Below are 15,747 nucleotides of genomic sequence, written 5' to 3' on the forward strand. Positions count from 1 at the left end.
GGAGCCCAGCGTCAACTGGGAGATGGTCGCGATAGGCATGCAAGGTGAACGCAACGAGGCCACTACCCGCGCCGAGCATGCCGAGCGTGAGCGTGATGAGGCTGTAGCCCGAGCAGAGAAAGCCGAGGACAGGTTCGCAGCCCTCAGGGCCGACGCTGCCACACTTGGCGTCCACCTGACAGGTGATCCCGGCAGCGCCCACACGCGCATCCTTGAGCAGGCCGACGAGATCAAGGAACTGCGGGCATCCCTCGCCCGCACCGCTTCTGCCGTGGATCAGGACGTGGTCGAGGCCGAACTCGCGGATGGGATTTACCGGGGATTCACCGTTAATCAGTTGGCGCGACGTGTGTGCGCAGCGATCAGTGACGACCCTGCTGTGTACGTCGTCAGGGAAGCCGACGTGTCCGCTGTCGAGGTGGAGACCATCGGGAGCCAGAAAGTCGCATTCGACAGGAGTGCGGGAAGCCCCGATCAGGCCCGCATGTTCGCGGAGAAGTACTTGCAGTATGCCGCTGGTCATGAGGCCATCGCTCGGGCCTTCGAGGCTGAGGCCACCGTCGACCCCGTAGAAGCTAAGGCCGAAGAACTGTGGCAGGCGGGACGTGGGATCAACCCATTCCGCTTTGATGAACTGTCACCCGAGGCGGCAGAGGAGTATCGCCGTCTCGCTCGGCACATTCTCGGGCAAACGAGTGCCCAGGACTACGTAACTCTCCGGTACGGGGATGCGGACGCAGCACGCCAGTTCTGGGGGCTGGGCGATGAGTAACCCCGCACGTAAGCGGATCGCGCAGGCGGTCGCGGACGCTATTGAACAGCATAAGTATGAGATCCAGGGACTGTGCGCCTGCGGAACGGACCTCGGGGCTGCGCACGGTCAGCAGAAGGCCGCGTACCGGAAGCACACCACGGAAGCGGTGACCGACGCCGTTTGGAGCGTACTGGCCTCGCCGGCCAGCGTTGACGCCGTCACCGCCCACGAGCTGCGGACCGCGAACCTTATCGCCTACCTCGACTACATGACCCGCGTCGGCGTATCCGCCGAGATCGTCGGAGACCTGGCAACGATCGTGAGCACACGCGTCATTCACGGTCTGGGCGAACCGAACAGCGACTCCACGAAAGGGGCGAGCGATGAGTGACACAGATGAGTCCCCCGAGCAGCTTGGGATCGACCTCTACCGAAGCCAGCTAGATATGCGGGAAGCGGAGCTGATCAAGGTGGTCCGGGACCTGTGCCCCGGCAAGCTCAAGCACAGGCCAGTCCAGCACCGGGATGCCCGCCCCCCGTGGTGCAGGCACTGTGGCCGTTCTTGGCGCGGCGAGAAGGTCAAGGAGGTTGAGAAATGAGCAATGTGCCAGACCCGGAGATGGGGTGGGAGGCGCTGGACAAGGTGCGCAAGGTGATCCCCATACTCGCCGATCGGGACGTCGACGGCTATCACGCGCTGACCTCGCTCGTGCCGTTCCTGTCGTGTTGGCAGTACGGCCACCCCAGCCAGCCCAGGGCTCGACGCAAGTGGGCCAACCGTCCGTGGCGGTGCGAGCGCTGCGGCACCTGGTGGGTGGCGGAGAAAGCGGACGGGAATTTCGAGTCCTGGTGGGATTGGAAACGAGTAGAGGAGGGGCAGTGAGCCGTGACGAGTACGGGCGCGGACCCGTCCTACAGACCGTCGACAAGGCCGTCGCATTCATCCGTTGGGATTGGGTCGCTGAGTTCGTGTTCATCCTCGCCGCCTACACGCTCGTGCGGATCATCGCCGACAGCAGGCACGAGTCTTGGCTTAAGGCAGCGGGGCTGTTCTCGATGATGGTCGTCGCGGTCATGGCCTACCTGGTGGGCACCCGCGACCGGGGCACATACAGCAAGCGTGATCGAGACGAGGCCACGCGGTGACCGGCATGGACAACACCATCGAACAGGTGGCCGAGGCGATCCGTCGTACGCGAGAATTCCAGGCAGGCGCAGCGTTCGGCGTCCCGGAAGACGCACACGAGGACTACGCACTCGGTGTCGCCCGCGCTCTCGCCGCCACTGGTCTGCTCGCCCCCGCGCCACTGGTCGAGGAGACCGAGACAGACCAGATCGTGGAATGGGGTGGACGGCCCGCAGTGGTCGAACGCCGCCGCCGATGGGTTACCGACTGCGAGCCTGCCGACCGGGCCGAGGGTGACGGGAGCGCAGGCCAATGACCAATGTGTGGTTCACCGCAGACATGCTCAACGGTGCCGAATCCACGCGGATTGAACTCGCCGCACAGGTGATCGACGTGGCTATGCGGTCGTGGGAGTACCGGTGGCTGGACGAGCCCAACGACCGAGCCGAGGTCATCGCCCGCGCCCTACACTCTGCTCTCTTGTTGGCCCCCGATCCGCGGCCTGCACGGTGGTGGCGCGTCATAGGGGCAGATAACCAACTGTGGGCTGAGACCAGCAGCGAGAGCGAGGCCCGAACCAAGATGCGGCCTGGCGACACGCTGTATCGGCTGTGGGAGGCCATGCCTGCAAGCCAATGCCAGCAATGGGTTCCCGCCGACCTGGCCGAGGGTGACGGGAGCGCAGACACATGACCGCCGGATTTCCGCACGAGTTCGCCGCACCCAGAGACTGCAACCACCACTGGGAACCCGTGTCGATGGTGATGGAAACGCAACTCCTCGACGAGTACGGGCGGGTGCAGGTTCGCCAGCCCGACATCCACGAGGGGCGCGTCTACTTCATCTGCCGGGGATGCGCCTGCCACACGTACATGACTACTCAGTGGCTGGGTGTGCGGATGTACGGCAGTGAGGACGCCATCGACCAGGAGCGCCGAGGGCTGGGCAGCGACGGATACAACCGTCCAGCGTGGGCGCTCGAAGACGACGGGAGTGCGGACACATGAGCGGGTTTCTTGAGTCCTCCGTCGTCCCGGCGGCCCGACCGGAGGCGCATGTGCGGCCATCCGATCAAGTCTCGTGGAAACAGGAAGAAGCGCGCCTCGAGCGCCGCGAGCAAGCGCGACGCCGGGCACAGAAACGCAGGGGCGGGAGCAGCCGATGAGCATGTCCGCGATTGATAAACGCATCAAGAATGCTCGCCTCGCCGTCGACCGGGCGCGCGACCCGGAGACGGTACGCCGGGCTCGCAAAGATCTCGCTCACGCGCTGAGGCTCAAGGACCAGTGGAAGGCCACCAAACGATGAGCAGTCCTACGCTGCCACGCTCGCCACCACCCGACCACCGTCCTGCCCTGCGCGACCCTGACCCGAGAGGCCACCCGTGTTCTTCCAGATCGATGACCAGCTCCCGAACTCGCAGAAGCATCGGGACCTGGCCGACTCCGTTCTGGACGGTGACCTTCGCGGCCCGGCGGCAGGGTTCCTGTGGGTGATGGCCGGTGCTGACTGCCAAGCAACCTTGTCCGATGGGATGGTGACTCGCTCCCAGATCGCCCGGTTGATGCCGGACGCTGGACTGGCGATCGAGCTTGCCGGGATCCTCGTCGGGGTTGGCCTGTGGCATGAGCCTGGTCATGACTGCCCACGTTGCGAACAGCCGCCGGAGAAGGGGTGGATCTTTCACGACTGGTGGGATCTCGGTTACGACCGGGCCGACCAGGTGAAGACCACTCGCCGTAAACGGCGTGAGCTCAAGGATTCCAAGCTGCATGCCCAGGTGTGGGCGCGTGACTGCCTCGATCCGTCTGACCCGACGGTCGCGGAATGTCGGTACTGCGGTGCTGTACTCAAAAAGTACGACCACCGCGGTACGCGCAAGGCGCACCTGGACCACGTCGACCCGACCAAGGCGGCAGGCCCGGAGAATGTTGTCCTCGCGTGCGGGGACTGCAACCGCCGCAAGGGACAACGCACACCTGCCCAGGCTGGGATGACCTTGTCCCCGCCCCCTGCCCATAGCGCCGGCCGTGTGCCGGGCACGCTCGCAGGCCCCAGCGCGTCCGTCGCTGGACCCGACTCGACTATGCCGGCCGCTGGCCCGGCACGCCGCCCTCGTGTGAACGCAGGCCCCACTGGATCGCCGCACCGCGCCGCTGACCGTCCTCGGTCGCCGCATCGCGCCGCTGAACCCCAGGGATCGCCGCACGAGGCCGCTGTGACCGGGACGCCCGGCGCTGTCGACGACGGACCGCAGGACGTACAACGAGGGCCGCGCGTACCCGACGAGCACCCACCGGCCGACCCACCGCCGACCCGATCGCAAACCCATCGGGTAACCCAACCGAAACCCGAACCAGATCGTGTCCCCGTACGCGCGTCGCGCGCGCACCCGGGCAGGGCAGGGTCAGGGCAGGGAGTGGGTAGGGGTGTGGGGAAGGGCCAGGGTCCGGGTGACGGCCAGGGCTCGGGTCAGCCGTCCGGTTCTAGGAAGCGGCGTCGGCGTGGTCGTGGTGGTCGTTCTCCGGCTGGTGGTGAGGGTGTGCCTTCTGCTGGTGCCTGTCCTGAGGTGGAGGTGGCTGGCAGGTGGGGGTCTCCCTACTACGGGCATGCCGGTCCTCCGCTGTTGGTGGAGGGCTCGGACTGTGATCGTCATGGTCTGCCTGAGCCGTGCCGCAAGTGCAAGACCGAGAGTGAGGCCGGCTGATGCCGCCACTCCTGCTCGACCTGTCCGACCCCGTATCCCAGGAGACTTCGTGACCGAGACGTTCCTCGACCGGCAGGCTGTGCGCACCCTGGCCACCGATTGCAAGATCATCGCTGACTCGTCCGCCGAGCTGCTGCGCATCGCCAGGCTGGAGACCAGTCCTCCCGGTGGGCGGGCTGCGCGTAACCCGCGGGTGCCGGGCTCCCGGCCTCCGCTGAACATCGGGGCACTGTCGGTGGCGAACGAGATCCACACCTGTCTGATGGAGTGGTCTCGTTACCTGAAGGAGAGTGCTGGCGTCGACCTGCCCGAGCATGACGACGACCGGACACTTGCGCTTCATCTCGGTGTGCATGTGCATCGGATCGCCCAGCAGTCGTGGTCGCAGGACTGCGCGGATGAGATCGGTACGTGGGCCGCGACCATCCTCGGGCTGACCACCCCGCCTCCGGTTCGGCGCATCGATGAGTATTCGACCGCCCAGCGTGCCGAAGGGCTGGCCACCGCCCAGGTGTCGGCCGAGATGTGCGCGCAGCTGGTCGACGAGTACACCGACGGTGAGTACCAGCCGACGGCTGAGCAGATCCGGAAGTGGGGCCAGCGGGAGAAGGTGTCGGTGTATGGGCCGCCGCGTTCTCGCATGTATGCGGTGAGTGAGGTGCTCGATCACGTGCGACACGCGAAACGAAAGATGTGACTGGCTTGTCCAGCAAACGATGGTAGGCTTCGCCTTGCGAGCGCGGTGGGTCCATTGGACCGCCGCGCTTCGTCGTTCCCGCTCTGTGGTCGGCGTGTGGAACCCGTGAGCCCACGCCGCGGCATAGAGCGTGGACCTAATCTCCCGGCCGTAGCCGCCCGCGCGCATCTCTCCACTGGCCCCGCATCAGCGAGGGCGCGCATCCCCCCGTGTGGCGGACGGCCGGGTTCAACCACACAGCGAGGTGAACATGGACCGAGCGCCAGAAGGTATGCACCTCGCCGCGATCACTGTCACGCTCAGCTGCGATTCGGAAGGCACCGAGTACGTGGAGGTCGAGTGCAGCGAGGATGACGACGCGACGGCGACCACCATGCTCGGCATGCTCGACCTCGCACGGGCACAGATACTCGAACGGCTCACCTGATGGGCTCGACTACCGAGCGTGGCCTCGGGTGGAAGCATCAGAGACAGCGAGAGAGGCTGATCCGCGCGCATCGTGACGGAACGCCTTGCTACTGGTGTGGACTCCCGATGCTCCGTACGCAGGAGCTCGACGCGGATCACGATGAGGCACGGGCGCACGGCGGTGAGAAAGCCACCCGGCTCCTCCACGCGATCTGCAACAGGCAACGCGGCGACGGAAGCCGGGACGACGTACGGCCCGCCATCACAGGCGTCTGGCCCCCGCCCGCCATGAACGTCTCCCCCAGCACTCAAGCGGGCCAGACAGGCCCTCCGGAGCCGCGTGCCGACGTTCTGAACTGGCCTTTAGACCCCCCACCCCAGAAATATCCGAGGGCCCCCCGCTCCTGACCCCTTGCCGGATCGAGTCAGGAGTTTTTTGGAGGGCTCGAAACTCACATGCAGGAGGTGCCGGAGGTGACCGACGACGACCCGGCTGGCGCCGAGCCATCGGGTGGTGCTCGACTGCGCCAGGCTCTTGCCCTGGACGATGATCCGGCGGACCTGACCGCTCTGATCGAAGAGGCGTCGCGAACTAAGGATCGGCTCGACCAGCTCGACGCGATCCTTCGCGGCGACACCGACATGTGGGCCCAACTGACCGAGGGGCGCAGCGGGAAGGTCCTAGAAATCAAGGTCGATTCGGTGATGCAGGAAGCGCGGCAGTTGACGACGGTGTTCCGGCAGACGCTCGCGGAGATCCGGAGGAGACGTGATGGAACCGGCACTCTCGGAGGAAAGCTTGGCAACATCCTCGACGACCTCTGACGAGGACATTGACGAGAGGTTCGCCGAGATCATCGCGGCGGAGTGGCCGAAACTGACGGGTCGGCAGACTCCGTTCGCGCAGTCGTTTCAGGTTGGCAGCTGGGAGCTCGGCGAGAAAGTCGTGGAGCTCGCGCGCCGGATGATGGTCCGCACGATGCCGTGGCAGACATGGTCGATCGAGAAGATCATGGCCAAGAACCCGGACGGTACGTGGACTCACCCGGAGTGTTGCCTGATCGTCCCGCGCCAGAACGGTAAGTCGCTGATCCTGTCGCTGGTGGTCATCTACCGCATGTTCAAGCTCGGAGAGCAGATCATCTTCTCGGCGCAGCAGTGGGAGACGGCGAAATCGCTGTGGAAGCGCACGTGGAACATGGTGCGGAGTCACGTGGATCTACTGTCTCTGGTCGAGTCGCACACGTGCTCGCAGGGGCGCGGCACGATCGTGTTGAAGTCCGGTGCGCAGGTTGTGTTTACGACCAGGTCGCCGAACGCGGCGCGCGGTCTGGACCGGATTGACCTGGCCATCTACGACGAGGCATACGACCTGGACCTCGCGGACCTTGCTGCACTGTCGCCGACACAGATGGCGGCGCCGGATCCGCAGAGTATCTACACATCGACGGCGGTCAACGCCGAGCAACAGCCGAACGGCATGCAGTTGGCATCGGTACGCGCGCGGGGCCTAGACCACGAGAATCGCCTTTTTTACGCGGAGTGGCGGGCGCCGGATGACGCCGAGATGGATAAGCCGGAGACCTGGCGGATCGCCAATCCTGCGTATGGCGTCATCGCGAACGAAGACAAGCTCAGCGCGGAGTGGCGCAAGTTCCGCAAGACCGAGGCCGGCCGTAAGTCGTTCGGGTGCGAGTACCTGGGGATCGGCGAGTGGCCGACCGAAGGCCCGGAGGAGTTGCCGCCCGTGGTTGATTCGGAAGCGTGGGAGGACCTCAAGGATCTCGACGCTGTCGCGGCGGGGGCGTCCTGCATCGCGGTCGAGTGTGAGACGGTGCGCGACCCGTCGCAGCGGCGCGCTCGACGTTGGTCTATCGGCGCCGCGGTCCGCACGTCGACGGGCAAGCATCTGCAGCTCGGCTATCGGGGCCCGGGATCTCCGTCGGAGATCGCGCGCAAGGTTGCCGAGGTGGTCGGGCTTAACGACCCGGTCGCAGTGGTGATAGATAGCAAGTCGATCGCCAAGGACTTGCTGACCAAGGACCTCATAGATCTGGGGATTGAACCGGAGTTCGTGAAGGCCGGCCAAGTATCCCAGGCGACGAACGGATTCCTGCAAGGAATCGACGGGCGAACCTACACCCACGACGGGGACCCGAGGGTCGGGGATGTGCTCAAACGCGTTCAGTTACGCGAGATCGGGCAGGCCGGCGGCGCGGCGTGGGAACGACCCAAGAACGAAGACATTGCGCCGGTGATCGCGCTGACCAATGCGGCGTGGGGGCTGGACGAGTTCGACGTGGCTGCGGTCCCGCCACCGCCCGCTCCCGAGCACGAGCCCGCTACCGCGAATCCGAATGGCGGAGCCACCGGCGGTGTCGATTTTATGACCGCGAGCTTCTAGACGAGGAAGGGAGGGCCGATGACGGAATCTGTGAAGGCCACCGCTCCCGCACCTGGACCCGCGCCGGTAGGCGAGGTCGGTTACGTGCACTCGACTCCGTCGTTGACAACCTCTGGGCCGGGAAGCTACTGGAGTATCGACGCCGACGTTGAGGAGGTCCCGGAGCTGCGGTGGCCCCAGTCGATATCGGTGTTCAATCGGATGCGCCGGGCGGACGCGCAGACCATTTCGGTACTCAAGGCGGTGACGTTGCCGATCCGGTCCACGAAGTGGCGGATCGACCCGGGCGACGCCGAGCCCGAGGTGGCGGCGTACGTCGCCGAGCAGCTCGGGCTCCCGCTCACAACGGGCGACAATCCCGCGCCGCGTCGCCGGCAGTCACGGTTCTCTTGGACCGAGCACCTTCGGCTGGCGCTGCTGTCACTGCCTCTGGGGCACATGTTCTTCGAGCAGGTCGTCAGCGTGGACCCAGCCACTGGAGATGTTGAGTTGCGCAAGCTGGCTCCCCGGATGCCGGCGACGCTGTCCGACATCAAGGTCGCCGATGACGGGGGCCTGATCGGTATCGAGCAGGCCGCCCCGGCCGGACGAACCGTCAAGGCGCGCGACGGCGGGCGGCGGTTCATTCCGGTGGACCGCTTGGTCGCGTACGTCAACGAGAGGGAGGGCGCGGACTGGGCTGGCACCTCGCTCCTACGGGGCGCCTACAAGCATTGGCTGCTCAAGGACCAACTGCTGCGCATCGAGGCGATCTCGGTGCGCCGCAACGGTGTCGGTGTGCCGGTATATACAGCGCCGGACGGGGCAAGCTCTGAGGACATCGCCAAGGGTCGGAAGATGGCCAATGATTACCGCGCCGGAGACTCCGCTGGCGCGGGACTACCGTATGGCGCCAAGCTCGACCTCAAGGGCGTGACCGGACTCCTTGTCCCGGCGCGGACCGTCATCGAGTACCACGATGCGCAGATCGCGCGGACCGCGCTGGCGCACTTCCTCAACCTCGACGGCAAGGGCGGATCGTACGCGCTGGCCTCCACTCAAGCCGACCTGTTTATCACGTCGTTGAACGCGATCGCCCAGATGATCGCCGACACCACTAACCAACACGTGATCGACGATCTCGTCGACTGGCAGTTCGGCGCCGACGTACTGGCCCCGACGCTGACGTTCGACACGATCGGCTCTACGGACATGGCGATCGCACAGGCGGTCCGAACCCTCATCGACTCGGGCGCGATAACGGTCGATGAAGACCTCGAGGTGTGGCTACGCCGGGCGCTTGGTGCTCCCGAACCTGGGCCCAGCTCGAGCTCGGTCGATACGGACGGAGGTGGCGGCGATGGTTGACATAGTGGTGCCGCCTCGGCCGGTACTCAAGACGATCCCGAACGTAGAGCTGGTCAAGGTTGGCACCTGGACAATCTCGACCGGCGTGTGGACGGTCACCTCGAGCGACCTGTACGCAGCGGTGGCCGCGCTGGACTCCCCCGCGATCCGCAGGCCCGTACTCAAGCTCGGCCACACCGACCCACGGTTCAACGGCGAGCCCGCAGTCGGCTGGGTAGATGACCTTCGGGTCTCCGACGATGGGTCAACCCTCGTCGGGGACTACAAGGGCGTGCCCGAGTGGCTGGCCACAGTGTTCGCCTCCGCGTACCCGGACCGGTCCATTGAGGGCGAGTACGGGTTTGTGGACCAGACAGGACGCGAGCACCCGTTCATCCTGACGGCGGTGGCGCTGCTGGGCGTGACTGCGCCCGGTGTCGGGACACTCTCCAGCCTGCAGGACATCGCCGCGCTATACGGAGTGTCCGCAGCCGAGACCCAGAAGCCGTCCGGATCAGCGTTCAAGATGCCGGTCACAAGGGAAGGAACCCCCATGCCACAGGCCATCAAGGTTGCGGCCTCGCAGTCCATCGAGGACGTTCGCCGCACCTTCTACGAAGGGCCCGCCGCCGACAACTGGTGGTGGATCGAAGAGCTGTACGTCGACCCGCCCGAGGTGATCGCGGTCGACGACGAAACCGGCAACCTGTACCGAGTCCCTTACACCGCCGGCGACACCGGCGTCACTTGGGGCGAGCCCGAACAAGTCAAGCGCGAATACGTGGCGGCCTCCGGGCAGACCGCCGTCGCATCGTGGGGCTCGCGCGCCGAGTCCCGCCCCCAATCTCCGGCCGCCGCGGTCGGTGACAACCAAGAGGAAGGAACGTCGATGCAGTTCGACGAAACCCAGACCGCGGAGCTGCTGACGCTGCTCAGTCTGGGAGACAACGCCACAGCACCGGACGTGATCACCGCGCTCACCGCGCTGGTCGACACGGCCACCACGACCGCCTCCGCTGGCGGCGGCGACAACGGCGAGACGGTCGCCGCCTCGACCCTTGGGGTCGATCAGATCCGAGCCTCCGCCGCAACGAAGGGACTCACAGTGGTAGACGCTGCCACCTTCGACAGTGTTCGCGATCAGGCCGCCGCGGGTGCCGCGGCGCAGGAGCAGTTGGCCCGGCAGGACCGGGAGAGCAAGGTTGGCGCGGCTATCCGCGCCGGCAAGATTCCGACCTCGCGACGCGAGCACTGGCTCACGGCTATCGAGGCAGACCCGGGCATGGCAGAGGTCCTGGCCTCCCAGCCCGACAATCTCGTGCCGGTCGCTGAGATCGGCCACGACGGCGACCAGGTCGGCGCGGCTGCCGACGTCACCGAGTCCGATGTCTACCAGAACTGGAGCTTCTGATGTCTGCCATCCCCATTGTCACCAAGCACGGACCCAAGACCTTCCATGTTGCCGAGACCGTTCGCGGTGGGCAGGTCGTGGAGGCCCGCACTGGCGGGAAGATCGGTGTCGCTGCTGAAGACTCGGCGAAGGTGCTCGGCGTCTCGATCGGTGACGCCGCCCCGGCCGCTTCCGCGGCGCTGCCCGACGATGCGTTCGGCAATCCGGTCGTGTCTGCGGTTGCGGTTCCCGAGTACACCGGCGTCGCCTACAGCGGCATCGAGGTCAAGTGCGTGTTCTCGGCCGCGGCCACCTTCGGTGAGGCCGTGGTGTCCGCCGGCGACGGCAAGGTCAAGCCCGCGGGCGCGAGCCCGACCGGCCGAATCGTCGGGTACGTCACCGAGCCCGCCGGTGTGTCCGCGGCCAACAAGTCCGGTCTCGTCCGGACGCTCTGAACCCCTAGAAAGGAATCGCCATCATGGCACCCACAGAAGTGGTGAGCGTCAACGACGGTCCCCGCATCACCATCAACGATCTCGTCGGAAGCCCGAAGCTGGTCCCGACGAAGATCATTCAAATGCTCGCCAATCAGTTTCTCTCCGAGTCACTGCTGCGCGACGCGGGCCCCAACGTCAACGGCATGGTCTCCTACAACGAGTCCACGCCGCTGTACCTCGACGAGGGGCCGGAGCCGGTCGCGGAGTTCTCCGAGATCCCGGTGACCGCGGGCGCGATCGGGTTGCCGAAGATCGCGGTCTCCCAGAAGCTCGCGCGCGGTATCCGCGTCTCGAAGGAGATGATCGACGAGGGTCGGCTCGATCTGGCGCAGACCCAGATCACCCAGCTCGTCAACACCTTCATCCGCAACGACGACCGGGCGCTGCGCTACCTGCTTTCGCACTCGGCGATCCCGGAGATCCCGGCCTCGGCGGCATGGACCGACGGGCTGGGCAATCCGCGACACGACATCGCTGCGGCCATGGAGAAGGTCGGCTCGGCTTCGCTGTCCGGCGACGTCGAGGAGGACGACACGATGGGGTTCGTGGCGGACACCGTCGTGCTGCCCGCCTCCATCACACCGGTGCTGATGGACAACGACAAGTTCATCGACGTGTACAAGGACAGTCTCGCCACCGAGGATCTCCGGTACACGGGCAAGCTCCCGAACCAGATCATGGGCATGAACGCGCTGCAGTCGCGGTCGTGGCCGCTGGACCGGGTGCTCGTCGTCGAGCGGCGCACTGTCGGGTTCTTCTCCGATACTCGAGCCCTGCAGTCCACGGCCATGTACCCGGAAGGTGGCGGGCCGAATGGCGGCCCCACCGAGTCGTGGCGCTCGGACACCTCGCGTAAGCGGGTCAACGGAATCGATCAGCCGCTCGCGGCCTGCTGGATCACCGGGATCAAGGGATAAGGAGGGAGTCCGATGGCGAAGTACACGCTCCTGGCAGACCAGTGGGATCAAGTGGTCTCCAAGCCGAACGAGCCGTTCCAGTTCGTGCGTCACCGCAAGGGCGAAACGGTCGAGCTGACGGGCGCAGACGAGCGTCGTCTGCTCCGGGTGGGCGCGGTGGAGCCAGCCCCTCGTGGCCGCTCCACCCGCAAGTCGGCCCCCGAGCCTGGTGCTAAGGCGCCGGCCGCGACGGACAAGACGCCCGAAGAGCCGACCCCCGCCGATCCAGACGGTTCGGATCCCGGTAGCGACGACGAGGGCGGTCCGGACGAGCCCGAGCCGGTGGCCAAGCCAGCCAAGACCGCTCCGGTGGCCAAGTGGCGGGAGTACGCAGTCGGCCAGGGGATGGAGCCCGACGAGGCCGACGCAGCCGAGCGGGCCGACCTGATCGCCCAGTTCGGGTGACACGATCGCCCCTCCGGCGCACCGCTGAGCAGCGGTGCGCCGGAGGGTGGCGGGGAAAGGGGTGACCATGCTCTTCGCAGATGCGCAGGAGGTCGCGCTGCAGATCGATCGTGATCTGTCGACGTCCGACCTCGCACGCACGGAAGCTCTCGTCGTTGCAGCGTCCCGGCTCCTCGATCAGCACGTGCAAGTCGACCAGGGCGACGATGACAGCCTGGCGTTGGCCAAGATCGTCGTCGTCGACATGGTGGCGGAAGTCATCGCACCGGGTGAGTACCGCGGGCACCAGTCGTACTCGTGGCGTAACGGGGCCCTGGCAGGGTCGGGGAGCTTAGTGGCGTCTGCGGGGTCATTGCGGCTACTGGACTGGCATCTGGCCATGTTCGGGGCGCCGAGCGCGCTGTCCCCCTCGTGGGACTTCGGCGATCGGGTTGAGCTGTGAGCCGCGGCTTCACCACCGAGATCGTCATCCTCAAGGCGCTGGAAACGGTGGACGAGTTCGGGTCGGGCGCTCCGTCTCCGGACTGGACGTTGCCGCCGGAGAAGGTGCCGGTCGGCTTCTACGTGTCCGTTCAGCCGCTCACCTCGTCGGAGGGACCGGTGGAACGGCCTCAGGTTGTGACCGGGTGGCAACTCATCACCCCGCCAGGCCGGGATCTTCCGCTGCGTTCGGTTGATCGGGTCCGCACTGCGGCCGGTCAGGTGTTCGCAGTGGTGGGTGATGTGCTGCGGTTTCCGCACCCGATCAAGCCGAACGGTGTCCATCACGTCGAAGTGATGCTCGAGAGGGTGTCGGGCTGATGGCGCTATCCAAGCGGATGTGGGACCAGGTCAACCAAAACCGGCAGGTACGTGCGCACCTGATGAAGGTGGCGCGGGCGAAGGCGGCCCGGGCGCAGGCGATCACTAACGCTGAGGGCGGGAAAGCGCGGATCACGCTCGAGTCGGGTATCCGGCCGGGTGGACGCGCGTTCGTGAACATTGTGACGGACTCGCCTGCCGAGGAGTACGGCACCGAGTCGAAACCGGGAACTCGCGCTCTTGGGCGCGCTATCAGAGAGGTATGACATGGCAACGAAGGAAGAGAAGCTGATCGAGGTCGAGTGGGCTACCCACGAAGACCCGTCCAGGGTCGGCAAGAAGGAGAAGCTGAGCCCGCTGAAGGCTCACGCTGCGGTCCGTACCGGCATGGCTCGGTACGTCAGCGAGAAGGACGCCCCGCCGGCGCGTCCGTCGATGGCGACGCGCGATGCTGCTCTCGCCGCTGCGAAGGCCTCGGGCAAGTCCGCTGAAAGTTCGGTGGAGGCAACCGGGGAGATCGACCTGCCCGGAGCTCCCGGACCGGACACGCAGGCGGCCGCGGCTGCGAAGTCGGCCAAGGTCGCCGGGAAGAGCTAGACGTGTCCGGTGTCGACATCGAGTCGGAGCTAGTTGCCCACTTCCGGCTGGCGCTTAATCAGCTCGGTGTGGCGGCGGTCGGGGTGGCGATGCTTCCAAACTCGCCGCTTCCGTTCGTTCAGGTGAGGGCTCTGCCTGCTACCGAGGAGCACCGGTCGTGGAACGGTCGCCTGTCCATCGATCGACTCGATGCCGACATCGATGTGTACGCCGCGACCAAGACGGAAGCCCGCAACGTGGGGCAGGCCGTCCGGGCCCGGCTCCGTGAGCCTTTGGTCTCGCATGCGGCGGTCAATGACCGGTGCCCTGCGTTGACTCCGCGGCCGGACCGTAACGAGAACGTGCGCCGCTACGGTGCCGTGGCAAGTTTCTTGACCCGCTCGTAGCGGGTCCAACCCCCCTTGACTGCCTCTGAGAATCCTCGGGGGCTTTCTGCATTTCACTGGAAGGATCCGCTATGAGCGCCCCACTTGGCGACAATTACGACGACGAACTGGTCCGCATGGGTGTGACTGGTCAGCTGATGTACGCCCCGACCGGCACGACTGCCCCGGAGGGGATGGCCGAATGGCCTGCCGGGTTCATCGATCTCGGATGGATCTCTGATGAGGGAATCACCGAGGCGGTCGATGAGTCGACCGAGGGTTTCACCCCGTGGCAGTCCACCGCGGAGGTCCGTGAGGACGTCACCAGCGTCCTGATCACGTGGGAGACCACGCTGTGGACCACCAGTTACGACACGATTGCGCTGTACTTCCGCAAGAAGGAAGCGGACATGACCCGTAACACGGACGGGTCGATCGAGTTCGTTGACGGCAACATCCCGAAAAGGCACCGTGTGTTCTTCGGTATCGACGTCATCGACGACCCGTACCGGCGCCGTATCGAGATCCCCAACGGTGGCATCTCGGAGCGTGGCGGGCAGGAGTACCGCAAGGGCTCCCTGATCGGATACCCGATCACGATCAAGGGCTACCTGACGGCACAGGGCTGGTCCTGCAAGCGCAAGTTCCTCGAGGGTTGGGACCTGCCGGGTGGTGGTTCGGGAAACCCGTGAGCCCCGGTACGCCCGGGGCATACGGCGAACCGTACTCGAACCAGTACTAGGAGACTGACATGATTATTCATCCTCCAGAGGCGGTGGCGGTCAGCGAGGCTGACACCCTCACTGGCCTGAACCGCACTCCCACAGCGGGCGATCCGGGGCATGTCGAGGATCATGCTCGGCTCGTCAAAGCGATTTTCGGGGTGCCGCACGTGGGTATCCCGTACGCCAACTATGCGCGTACGGGCGGAAGTTGGACGAGGAAAGAACTCGGACCTGGGGCTACCGCCGAGCCTACAGATTTCGGCGAGGTGTCTTTCATGGAATCTCGCGGCCTTATGGCGATCGCTCAGTCCCCACACGCGGCGGCGGATGGCGAGACCGACTACCAGCAGGACGCGGAGGCCCTCGATGGTATTGACCTCATCCTCTACCCCGTCGGATTGGCAGGGCTGGCGACGGTGATCGGAACAGTCAAAGCCGCGCTAGACGAGGCTGCCCCTTAGCGGGGTGTTGTAGGTCGGTGTGGGGGGCTGGTCCAGCCTGCCCCCACACCGGCCCCCGGCAGGTCACGCCTGCCCCCTTTGACGGCCCCGGTCGTGCGCCTTGTCGGGCACGCGCGACCGGGGCCAAC

26 protein-coding genes are annotated in these 15,747 nt (G+C 66.0%); all 26 read left to right on the forward strand.

Features of this window, described 5'->3' with window-relative positions; translation table 11 throughout:
• Positions 1-772: hypothetical protein (locus ON04_RS16750; protein WP_033444287.1), on the forward strand; the 772-nt coding region annotated here is incomplete at its 5' end.
• Positions 765-1,145: a hypothetical protein gene (locus ON04_RS12065; RefSeq protein WP_010541882.1), complete on the forward strand. Its 381-nt coding sequence runs from the start codon at positions 765-767 to the stop codon at positions 1,143-1,145. The genes ON04_RS16750 and ON04_RS12065, both read left to right, overlap by 8 nt.
• The gene (locus tag ON04_RS12070; protein ID WP_010541883.1) at positions 1,138-1,353 is read left to right on the forward strand and encodes a hypothetical protein; all 216 of its coding nucleotides are present in this window, start codon (positions 1,138-1,140) and stop codon (positions 1,351-1,353) included. The genes ON04_RS12065 and ON04_RS12070 overlap by 8 nt, the downstream gene beginning before the upstream one ends.
• The gene (locus ON04_RS12075; RefSeq protein WP_010541884.1) at positions 1,350-1,637 is read left to right on the forward strand and encodes a hypothetical protein; all 288 of its coding nucleotides are present in this window, start codon (positions 1,350-1,352) and stop codon (positions 1,635-1,637) included. Before ON04_RS12070 ends, ON04_RS12075 begins: the two co-directional genes overlap by 4 nt.
• Complete coding sequence (locus ON04_RS12080; protein ID WP_010541885.1) at positions 1,634-1,900, forward strand: hypothetical protein; 267 nt, start codon at positions 1,634-1,636, stop codon at positions 1,898-1,900. The genes ON04_RS12075 and ON04_RS12080 overlap by 4 nt, the downstream gene beginning before the upstream one ends.
• Before the next feature lie 5 nt (positions 1,901-1,905).
• On the forward strand, positions 1,906-2,196 hold the full coding sequence (locus ON04_RS12085; protein WP_238529319.1) for a hypothetical protein: 291 nt from the start codon (positions 1,906-1,908) through the stop codon (positions 2,194-2,196).
• The gene (locus ON04_RS12090; RefSeq protein WP_010540393.1) at positions 2,193-2,573 is read left to right on the forward strand and encodes a hypothetical protein; all 381 of its coding nucleotides are present in this window, start codon (positions 2,193-2,195) and stop codon (positions 2,571-2,573) included. The genes ON04_RS12085 and ON04_RS12090 overlap by 4 nt, the downstream gene beginning before the upstream one ends.
• The gene (locus tag ON04_RS12095) at positions 2,570-2,887 is read left to right on the forward strand and encodes a hypothetical protein (RefSeq protein ID WP_010541887.1); all 318 of its coding nucleotides are present in this window, start codon (positions 2,570-2,572) and stop codon (positions 2,885-2,887) included. The genes ON04_RS12090 and ON04_RS12095 overlap by 4 nt, the downstream gene beginning before the upstream one ends.
• Before the next feature lie 154 nt (positions 2,888-3,041).
• Complete coding sequence (locus tag ON04_RS16755) at positions 3,042-3,188, forward strand: hypothetical protein (RefSeq protein WP_238529228.1); 147 nt, start codon at positions 3,042-3,044, stop codon at positions 3,186-3,188.
• A 256-nt stretch (positions 3,189-3,444) separates the two neighbouring features.
• A complete protein-coding gene (locus tag ON04_RS16295; protein WP_010541888.1) occupies positions 3,445-4,587 on the forward strand; it encodes an HNH endonuclease signature motif containing protein in 1,143 nt (380 codons plus the stop codon).
• A gap of 49 nt (positions 4,588-4,636) precedes the next feature.
• On the forward strand, positions 4,637-5,284 hold the full coding sequence (locus ON04_RS12100; RefSeq protein WP_010541889.1) for a DUF7341 domain-containing protein: 648 nt from the start codon (positions 4,637-4,639) through the stop codon (positions 5,282-5,284).
• Between the two features lie 250 nt (positions 5,285-5,534).
• Positions 5,535-5,711, forward strand: coding sequence for a hypothetical protein (locus ON04_RS16760; RefSeq protein WP_158217839.1), 177 nt, complete (start codon positions 5,535-5,537; stop codon positions 5,709-5,711).
• Between the two features lie 455 nt (positions 5,712-6,166).
• The gene (locus ON04_RS12110; RefSeq protein WP_238529320.1) at positions 6,167-6,517 is read left to right on the forward strand and encodes a hypothetical protein; all 351 of its coding nucleotides are present in this window, start codon (positions 6,167-6,169) and stop codon (positions 6,515-6,517) included.
• On the forward strand, positions 6,492-8,096 hold the full coding sequence (locus ON04_RS12115; RefSeq protein ID WP_010541892.1) for a putative phage associated protein: 1,605 nt from the start codon (positions 6,492-6,494) through the stop codon (positions 8,094-8,096). Before ON04_RS12110 ends, ON04_RS12115 begins: the two co-directional genes overlap by 26 nt.
• A gap of 18 nt (positions 8,097-8,114) precedes the next feature.
• The gene (locus ON04_RS12120; RefSeq protein ID WP_010541893.1) at positions 8,115-9,443 is read left to right on the forward strand and encodes a phage portal protein family protein; all 1,329 of its coding nucleotides are present in this window, start codon (positions 8,115-8,117) and stop codon (positions 9,441-9,443) included.
• Positions 9,436-10,833, forward strand: coding sequence for a phage protease (locus ON04_RS16005; protein WP_010541894.1), 1,398 nt, complete (start codon positions 9,436-9,438; stop codon positions 10,831-10,833). Before ON04_RS12120 ends, ON04_RS16005 begins: the two co-directional genes overlap by 8 nt.
• Positions 10,833-11,267 carry a hypothetical protein gene (locus tag ON04_RS12130; RefSeq protein ID WP_010541895.1) on the forward strand — a complete coding sequence of 145 codons (435 nt, stop codon included), beginning with the start codon at positions 10,833-10,835 and terminating at the stop codon, positions 11,265-11,267. The genes ON04_RS16005 and ON04_RS12130 overlap by 1 nt, the downstream gene beginning before the upstream one ends.
• Positions 11,268-11,290: 23 nt before the next feature.
• Positions 11,291-12,226, forward strand: a complete 936-nt coding sequence (locus ON04_RS12135; RefSeq protein ID WP_010541896.1) for a hypothetical protein — start codon at positions 11,291-11,293, stop codon at positions 12,224-12,226.
• A 12-nt stretch (positions 12,227-12,238) separates the two neighbouring features.
• A complete protein-coding gene (locus tag ON04_RS16010) occupies positions 12,239-12,670 on the forward strand; it encodes a hypothetical protein (RefSeq protein ID WP_010541897.1) in 432 nt (143 codons plus the stop codon).
• A gap of 67 nt (positions 12,671-12,737) precedes the next feature.
• Positions 12,738-13,112: a hypothetical protein gene (locus ON04_RS12145; protein ID WP_141564768.1), complete on the forward strand. Its 375-nt coding sequence runs from the start codon at positions 12,738-12,740 to the stop codon at positions 13,110-13,112.
• Positions 13,109-13,471: a hypothetical protein gene (locus ON04_RS12150; RefSeq protein WP_010541899.1), complete on the forward strand. Its 363-nt coding sequence runs from the start codon at positions 13,109-13,111 to the stop codon at positions 13,469-13,471. The genes ON04_RS12145 and ON04_RS12150 overlap by 4 nt, the downstream gene beginning before the upstream one ends.
• Positions 13,471-13,737: a hypothetical protein gene (locus ON04_RS12155; RefSeq protein ID WP_010541900.1), complete on the forward strand. Its 267-nt coding sequence runs from the start codon at positions 13,471-13,473 to the stop codon at positions 13,735-13,737. The genes ON04_RS12150 and ON04_RS12155 overlap by 1 nt, the downstream gene beginning before the upstream one ends.
• A 1-nt stretch (position 13,738) precedes the next feature.
• Positions 13,739-14,068, forward strand: a complete 330-nt coding sequence (locus ON04_RS12160; RefSeq protein ID WP_010541901.1) for a hypothetical protein — start codon at positions 13,739-13,741, stop codon at positions 14,066-14,068.
• A 2-nt stretch (positions 14,069-14,070) separates the two neighbouring features.
• Complete coding sequence (locus tag ON04_RS12165) at positions 14,071-14,454, forward strand: hypothetical protein (RefSeq protein WP_010541902.1); 384 nt, start codon at positions 14,071-14,073, stop codon at positions 14,452-14,454.
• A gap of 71 nt (positions 14,455-14,525) precedes the next feature.
• Positions 14,526-15,125: a phage tail tube protein gene (locus ON04_RS12170; protein WP_010541903.1), complete on the forward strand. Its 600-nt coding sequence runs from the start codon at positions 14,526-14,528 to the stop codon at positions 15,123-15,125.
• A gap of 59 nt (positions 15,126-15,184) precedes the next feature.
• The gene (locus ON04_RS12175) at positions 15,185-15,619 is read left to right on the forward strand and encodes a hypothetical protein (protein ID WP_010541904.1); all 435 of its coding nucleotides are present in this window, start codon (positions 15,185-15,187) and stop codon (positions 15,617-15,619) included.
• Positions 15,620-15,747 lie beyond the last annotated feature (128 nt).

This window comes from Dietzia alimentaria 72 (genome assembly GCF_000226215.1).
Lineage (GTDB): Bacteria > Actinomycetota > Actinomycetes > Mycobacteriales > Mycobacteriaceae > Dietzia > Dietzia alimentaria.

Coding starts and splice junctions, on each gene's coding strand:
- ON04_RS12065 (WP_010541882.1), top strand. CDS start 765: ATGAGTAACCCCGCACGTAAGCGGATCGCGCAGGCGGTCGCGGACGCT.
- ON04_RS12070 (WP_010541883.1), top strand. CDS start 1,138: ATGAGTGACACAGATGAGTCCCCCGAGCAGCTTGGGATCGACCTCTAC.
- ON04_RS12075 (WP_010541884.1), top strand. CDS start 1,350: ATGAGCAATGTGCCAGACCCGGAGATGGGGTGGGAGGCGCTGGACAAG.
- ON04_RS12085 (WP_238529319.1), top strand. CDS start 1,906: ATGGACAACACCATCGAACAGGTGGCCGAGGCGATCCGTCGTACGCGA.
- ON04_RS12090 (WP_010540393.1), top strand. CDS start 2,193: ATGACCAATGTGTGGTTCACCGCAGACATGCTCAACGGTGCCGAATCC.
- ON04_RS12095 (WP_010541887.1), top strand. CDS start 2,570: ATGACCGCCGGATTTCCGCACGAGTTCGCCGCACCCAGAGACTGCAAC.
- ON04_RS16755 (WP_238529228.1), top strand. CDS start 3,042: ATGAGCATGTCCGCGATTGATAAACGCATCAAGAATGCTCGCCTCGCC.
- ON04_RS16295 (WP_010541888.1), top strand. CDS start 3,445: ATGCCGGACGCTGGACTGGCGATCGAGCTTGCCGGGATCCTCGTCGGG.
- ON04_RS16760 (WP_158217839.1), top strand. CDS start 5,535: ATGGACCGAGCGCCAGAAGGTATGCACCTCGCCGCGATCACTGTCACG.
- ON04_RS12120 (WP_010541893.1), top strand. CDS start 8,115: ATGACGGAATCTGTGAAGGCCACCGCTCCCGCACCTGGACCCGCGCCG.
- ON04_RS16005 (WP_010541894.1), top strand. CDS start 9,436: ATGGTTGACATAGTGGTGCCGCCTCGGCCGGTACTCAAGACGATCCCG.
- ON04_RS12130 (WP_010541895.1), top strand. CDS start 10,833: ATGTCTGCCATCCCCATTGTCACCAAGCACGGACCCAAGACCTTCCAT.
- ON04_RS12135 (WP_010541896.1), top strand. CDS start 11,291: ATGGCACCCACAGAAGTGGTGAGCGTCAACGACGGTCCCCGCATCACC.
- ON04_RS16010 (WP_010541897.1), top strand. CDS start 12,239: ATGGCGAAGTACACGCTCCTGGCAGACCAGTGGGATCAAGTGGTCTCC.
- ON04_RS12145 (WP_141564768.1), top strand. CDS start 12,738: ATGCTCTTCGCAGATGCGCAGGAGGTCGCGCTGCAGATCGATCGTGAT.
- ON04_RS12155 (WP_010541900.1), top strand. CDS start 13,471: ATGGCGCTATCCAAGCGGATGTGGGACCAGGTCAACCAAAACCGGCAG.
- ON04_RS12160 (WP_010541901.1), top strand. CDS start 13,739: ATGGCAACGAAGGAAGAGAAGCTGATCGAGGTCGAGTGGGCTACCCAC.
- ON04_RS12170 (WP_010541903.1), top strand. CDS start 14,526: ATGAGCGCCCCACTTGGCGACAATTACGACGACGAACTGGTCCGCATG.
- ON04_RS12175 (WP_010541904.1), top strand. CDS start 15,185: ATGATTATTCATCCTCCAGAGGCGGTGGCGGTCAGCGAGGCTGACACC.